Source organism: Cohnella ginsengisoli, from assembly GCF_029525555.1.
GTDB classification, from domain to species: Bacteria; Bacillota; Bacilli; order Paenibacillales; family Paenibacillaceae; genus Cohnella; species Cohnella ginsengisoli.
On sequence record NZ_JAPDHZ010000001.1, the window covers coordinates 1 to 3,586 of the forward strand.

6 protein-coding genes and 2 pseudogenes are annotated in these 3,586 nt (G+C 43.4%); 4 read left to right on the forward strand and 4 right to left on the reverse strand.

Annotation, left to right across the window (positions count from 1 at the left end; translation table 11 throughout):
- The first annotated feature begins 233 nt into the window (after positions 1-233).
- Positions 234-428 carry a YlcI/YnfO family protein gene (locus OMP38_RS00005; protein ID WP_001421937.1) on the forward strand — a complete coding sequence of 65 codons (195 nt, stop codon included), beginning with the start codon at positions 234-236 and terminating at the stop codon, positions 426-428.
- 164 nt (positions 429-592) lie between these two features.
- Here the strand turns inward: OMP38_RS00005 and ybcW are convergent, their stop codons facing one another.
- Positions 593-799, reverse strand: a complete 207-nt coding sequence (gene ybcW, locus OMP38_RS00010; protein ID WP_001031427.1) for a protein YbcW — start codon at positions 797-799, stop codon at positions 593-595.
- Between the two features lie 285 nt (positions 800-1,084).
- On the opposite strand from ybcW, the gene OMP38_RS35405 reads away from it, so the two are divergent.
- The 3 genes and pseudogenes from OMP38_RS35405 (at position 1,085) to bor (ending at position 2,079) form a co-directional block, all read left to right on the forward strand.
- The gene (locus tag OMP38_RS35405) at positions 1,085-1,282 is read left to right on the forward strand and encodes a DUF1398 family protein (RefSeq protein ID WP_277533282.1); all 198 of its coding nucleotides are present in this window, start codon (positions 1,085-1,087) and stop codon (positions 1,280-1,282) included.
- Positions 1,272-1,496: pseudogene (locus OMP38_RS35410) on the forward strand (DUF1398 family protein); the annotation flags it as partial. The gene OMP38_RS35405 and the pseudogene OMP38_RS35410, both read left to right, overlap by 11 nt.
- A 289-nt stretch (positions 1,497-1,785) precedes the next feature.
- The gene (gene bor, locus OMP38_RS00025) at positions 1,786-2,079 is read left to right on the forward strand and encodes a serum resistance lipoprotein Bor (RefSeq protein WP_000738492.1); all 294 of its coding nucleotides are present in this window, start codon (positions 1,786-1,788) and stop codon (positions 2,077-2,079) included.
- 31 nt (positions 2,080-2,110) lie between these two features.
- Here the strand turns inward: bor and rzpD are convergent, their stop codons facing one another.
- From rzpD to OMP38_RS00040, 3 genes and pseudogenes are all read right to left on the reverse strand, one after another.
- Positions 2,111-2,575, reverse strand: coding sequence for a prophage endopeptidase RzpD (gene rzpD / locus OMP38_RS00030; protein WP_277563365.1), 465 nt, complete (start codon positions 2,573-2,575; stop codon positions 2,111-2,113).
- Positions 2,572-3,048 carry a glycoside hydrolase family 24 protein gene (locus OMP38_RS00035; protein WP_000229403.1) on the reverse strand — a complete coding sequence of 159 codons (477 nt, stop codon included), beginning with the start codon at positions 3,046-3,048 and terminating at the stop codon, positions 2,572-2,574. The genes rzpD and OMP38_RS00035 overlap by 4 nt, the downstream gene beginning before the upstream one ends.
- Positions 3,042-3,356, reverse strand: a pseudogene (locus tag OMP38_RS00040) (phage holin, lambda family). Before OMP38_RS00040 ends, OMP38_RS00035 begins: the two are co-directional and overlap by 7 nt.
- Positions 3,357-3,586: the final 230 nt, after the last annotated feature.

A 3,586-nucleotide genomic window follows, 5' to 3' on the forward strand; every position in this document is an offset into this window, starting at 1 on the left:
CTTACGGTTCACTACTCACGACGATGTTTTTTTTGGTACCTTTTTTTTTCACCGGAAAGGACCCGTAAAGTGATAATGATTATCATCTACATATCACAACGTGCGTGGAGGCCATCAAACCACGTCAAATAATCAATTATGACGCAGGTATCGTATTAATTGATCTGCATCAACTTAACGTAAAAACAACTTCAGACAATACAAATCAGCGACACTGAATACGGGGCAACCTCATGTCAACGAAGAACAGAACCCGCAGAACAACAACCCGCAACATCCGCTTTCCTAACCAAATGATTGAACAAATTAACATCGCTCTTGAGCAAAAAGGGTCCGGGAATTTCTCAGCCTGGGTCATTGAAGCCTGCCGTCGGAGACTAACGTCAGAAAAGAGAGCATATACATCAATTAAAAGTGATGAAGAATGAACATCCCGCGTTCTTCCCTCCGAACAGGACGATATTGTAAATTCACTTAATTACGAGGGCATTGCAGTAATTGAGTTGCAGTTTTACCACTTTCCTGACAGTGACAGACTGCGTGTTGGCTCTGTCACAGACTAAATAGTTTGAATGATTAGCAGTTATGGTGATCAGTCAACCACCAGGGAATAATCCTTCATATTATTATCGTGCTTCACCAACGCTGCCTCAATTGCTCTGAATGCTTCCAGAGACACCTTATGTTCTATACATGCAATTACAACATCAGGGTAACTCATAGAAATGGTGCTATTAAGCATATTTTTTACACGAATCAGATCCACGGAGGGATCATCAGCAGATTGTTCTTTATTCATTTTGTCGCTCCATGCGCTTGCTCTTCATCTAGCGGTTAAAATATTACTTCAAATCTTTCTGTATGAAGATTTGAGCACGTTGGCCTTACATACATCTGTCGGTTGTATTTCCCTCCAGAATGCCAGCAGGACCGCACTTTGTTACGCAACCAATACTATTAAGTGAAAACATTCCTAATATTTGACATAAATCATCAACAAAACACAAGGAGGTCAGACCAGATTGAAACGATAAAAACGATAATGCAAACTACGCGCCCTCGTATCACATGGAAGGTTTTACCAATGGCTCAGGTTGCCATTTTTAAAGAAATATTCGATCAAGTGCGAAAAGATTTAGACTGTGAATTGTTTTATTCTGAACTAAAACGTCACAACGTCTCACATTATATTTACTATCTAGCCACAGATAATATTCACATCGTGTTAGAAAACGATAACACCGTGTTAATAAAAGGACTTAAAAAAGGTTGTAAATGTTAAATTCTCAAGAAACACGCATCTTATAGAAACGTCCTATGATAGGTTGAAATCAAGAGAAATCACATTTCAGCAATACAGGGAAAATCTTGCTAAAGCAGGAGTTTTCCGATGGGTTACAAATATCCATGAACATAAAAGATATTACTATACCTTTGATAATTCATTACTATTTACTGAGAGCATTCAGAACACTACACAAATCTTTCCACGCTAAATCATAACGTCCGGTTTCTTCCGTGTCAGCACCGGGGCGTTGGCATAATGCAATACGTGTACGCGCTAAACCCTGTGTGCATCGTTTTAATTATTCCCGGACACTCCCGCAGAGAAGTTCCCCGTCAGGGCTGTGGACATAGTTAATCCGGGAATACAATGACGATTCATCGCACCTGACATACATTAATAAATATTAACAATATGAAATTTCAACTCATTGTTTAGGGTTTGTTTAATTTTCTACACATACGATTCTGCGAACTTCAAAAAGCATCGGGAATAACACCATGAAAAAAATGCTACTCGCTACTGCGCTGGCCCTGCTTATTACAGGATGTGCTCAACAGACGTTTACTGTTCAAAACAAACCGGCAGCAGTAGCACCAAAGGAAACCATCACCCATCATTTCTTCGTTTCTGGAATTGGGCAGAAGAAAACTGTCGATGCAGCCAAAATTTGTGGCGGCGCAGAAAATGTTGTTAAAACAGAAACCCAGCAAACATTCGTAAATGGATTGCTCGGTTTTATTACTTTAGGCATTTATACTCCGCTGGAAGCGCGTGTGTATTGCTCACAATAATTGCATGAGTTGCCCATCGATATGGGCAACTCTATCTGCACTGCTCATTAATATACTTCTGGGTTCCTTCCAGTTGTTTTTGCATAGTGATCAGCCTCTCTCTGAGGGTGAAATAATCCCGTTCAGCGGTGTCTGCCAGTCGGGGGGGGGAGGCTGCATTATCCACGCCGGAGGCGGTGGTGGCTTCACGCACTGACTGACAGACTGCTTTGATGTGCAACCGACGACGACCAGCGGCAACATCATCACGCAGAGCATCATTTTCAGCTTTAGCATCAGCTAACTCCTTCGTGTATTTTGCATCGAGCGCAGCAACATCACGCTGACGCATCTGCATGTCAGTAATTGCCGCGTTCGCCAGCTTCAGTTCTCTGGCATTTTTGTCGCGCTGGGCTTTGTAGGTAATGGCGTTATCACGGTAATGATTAACAGCCCATGACAGGCAGACGATGATGCAGATAACCAGAGCGGAGATAATCGCGGTGACTCTGCTCATACATCAATCTCTCTGACCGTTCCGCCCGCTTCTTTGAATTTTGCAATCAGGCTGTCAGCCTTATGCTCGAACTGACCATAACCAGCGCCCGGCAGTGAAGCCCAGATATTGCTGCAACGGTCGATTGCCTGACGGATATCACCACGATCAATCATAGGTAAAGCGCCACGCTCCTTAATCTGCTGCAATGCCACAGCGTCCTGACTTTTCGGAGAGAAGTCTTTCAGGCCAAGCTGCTTGCGGTAGGCATCCCACCAACGGGAAAGAAGCTGGTAGCGTCCGGCGCCTGTTGATTTGAGTTTTGGGTTTAGCGTGACAAGTTTGCGAGGGTGATCGGAGTAATCAGTAAATAGCTCTCCGCCTACAATGACGTCATAACCATGATTTCTGGTTTTCTGACGTCCGTTATCAGTTCCCTCCGACCACGCCAGCATATCGAGGAACGCCTTACGTTGATTATTGATTTCTACCATCTTCTACTCCGGCTTTTTTTAGCAGCGAAGCGTTTGATAAGCGAACCAATCGAGTCAGTACCGATGTAGCCGATAAACACGCTCGTTATATAAGCGAGATTGCTACTTAGTCCGGCGAAGTCGAGAAGGTCACGAATGAACTAGGCGATAATGGCGCACATCGTTGCGTCGATTACTGTTTTTGTAAACGCACCGCCATTATATCTGCCGCGAAGGTACGCCATTGCAAACGCAAGGATTGCCCCGATGCCTTGTTCCTTTGCCGCGAGAATGGCGGCCAACAGGTCATGTTTTTCTGGCATCTTCATGTCTTACCCCCAATAAGGGGATTTGCTCTATTTAATTAGGAATAAGGTCGATTACTGATAGAACAAATCCAGGCTACTGTGTTTAGTAATCAGATTTGTTCGTGACCGATATGCACGGGCAAAACGGCAGGAGGTTGTTAGCGCAAAAAAAAAATTCCAAAAAAAAAATTCCAAAAAAAAAAAAGCGACTAACAAACACAATCTGATGGCAGCATACGTAACTGAACGAA

Coding starts and splice junctions, on each gene's coding strand:
- OMP38_RS00005 (WP_001421937.1), top strand. CDS start 234: ATGTCAACGAAGAACAGAACCCGCAGAACAACAACCCGCAACATCCGC.
- ybcW (WP_001031427.1), bottom strand. CDS start 799: ATGAATAAAGAACAATCTGCTGATGATCCCTCCGTGGATCTGATTCGT.
- OMP38_RS35405 (WP_277533282.1), top strand. CDS start 1,085: ATGGCTCAGGTTGCCATTTTTAAAGAAATATTCGATCAAGTGCGAAAA.
- bor (WP_000738492.1), top strand. CDS start 1,786: ATGAAAAAAATGCTACTCGCTACTGCGCTGGCCCTGCTTATTACAGGA.
- rzpD (WP_277563365.1), bottom strand. CDS start 2,575: ATGAGCAGAGTCACCGCGATTATCTCCGCTCTGGTTATCTGCATCATC.
- OMP38_RS00035 (WP_000229403.1), bottom strand. CDS start 3,048: ATGGTAGAAATCAATAATCAACGTAAGGCGTTCCTCGATATGCTGGCG.